1 protein-coding gene and 1 pseudogene are annotated in these 1344 nt (G+C 73.1%); both read right to left on the bottom strand.

The window, feature by feature from the left end:
• A pseudogene (locus G3N98_RS39295) lies at positions 1–378 on the bottom strand (N-acetyltransferase); the annotation flags it as partial.
• The coding region (locus tag G3N98_RS39290; protein ID WP_241026304.1) for a condensation domain-containing protein at positions 368–1344 on the bottom strand (977 nt) is incomplete at its 5' end. The gene G3N98_RS39290 and the pseudogene G3N98_RS39295, both read right to left, overlap by 11 nt.

The following is a 1344-nucleotide window of genomic DNA, read 5'->3' as shown; positions in this document are numbered from 1 at the left end:
CTGCTGCGCCCAGCCTTCACGCATGCAGCGGCCGCCGTCGGCGAGCACGCCGCTCGCGCGCAGCGCATCGAGCGCGACCGCCGGCCACGCGGCCGGGTCGAGCCGGATCGCCGCGTGGCGCGCGCTGTCCGAAAACGCCGCGGCCAGTGCCGCCAGCAACGCACGCCGCTGGTCGGCCGCTGCCGCGCGATGGTTGTACGCGACGAGGCGCAGCGCGCCGTCGTCGCCGAGTTGTGCGCGCAGCAACTGCGCGCCGATGCCGTCGCCCTGCGCGACGCGGATCTCCGCGCCGTCGCGCACGGCGAACAGGCCGTCCGCGAATGCGAGTCGGTAGGTATCGAGCATCGTGAATCCGTCCGGACGCACTTCAGCCAGCATGGCGCGCCTCCTGTCCCGTTTCCGCGTGCGCATCGAGCCGCGCGCCGAGTGCCGCGAGCGTCGGCGACGCGAACACATCGGCGACCGTCAGCGTGTGGCCGGCGCGGCTGGCCGCGTCGACGAAGCGCACGACGTCGAACGACGTCGCGCCGGCTTCGAACAGGTCGGCGTCAGGTTCGGGCGCGGCTGTCGCGAAGGTGTCGGACCACAGCGCCGCGAGCACGGCCGCCGCATGCGGTGCGCGGGATGGCGTGGCGGCGCGTGCGTTGCTTTCGGTTCGCGCGCGATGTGACGCCTGCTCGACGACGCGCTTGTCCGGCGCACCGAGCACCGCTTCCGACGCGCCGGCGAAACGCGCGACTTCGTCGTGATAGAGATCGACGAGCGCATCGACGAAACCGCGATCGAGCAGTTCGTCCGCATACGAGAACGCGGCGCTCACGCGGCCGTCCGGATGCTCGACGACGTCCAGCTCCAGCGTGAACACGACGCGATGGCGCACATCGTCGAATCCGGCCAGCGCCAGGCCGGCCCAGTCGCGCGCCGCGGCACCGGTCGGGCGCAGGTAGTTGAACATCACCTGGAACAGCGGATTGGCCTGCGCGGCACGCGGCGCGCGCAGCGCCGCGACGACGTCCGCGAACGGCACGTCCGCATGCGCGTAGGCCGTGAGCGCCGTGTCGCGCACTTGTGCGAGCACGTCCGCACGACGCGCGGCCGGGTCGAGCCGCGTGCGCACGACGACCGAGTTGATGAAGAGGCCAAGCGCATCGCGGGCCGCATCGCCCGTCAGCTCGCGCGTCGACGCGAGCACGCCGACCGGCTGGTCGGCCACGCCCGTCGCGCGGAACAGCGCGGTGTTGAGCGCCGCGTGCAGCAGCATCGGCAGCGTCGCGTGCGCGGCCGATGCCGTGTCCCGTGCGGCGCGGATCAGCGCGCCGTCGAATTCGAACGCGATGCGGGCCG

It is taken from the genome of Burkholderia sp. Tr-20390, from assembly GCF_017104595.1.
GTDB lineage: Bacteria > Pseudomonadota > Gammaproteobacteria > Burkholderiales > Burkholderiaceae > Burkholderia.
Note: the sequence above shows the minus strand (reverse complement) of the source record. Positions and strands in the feature narration are given on the sequence as shown.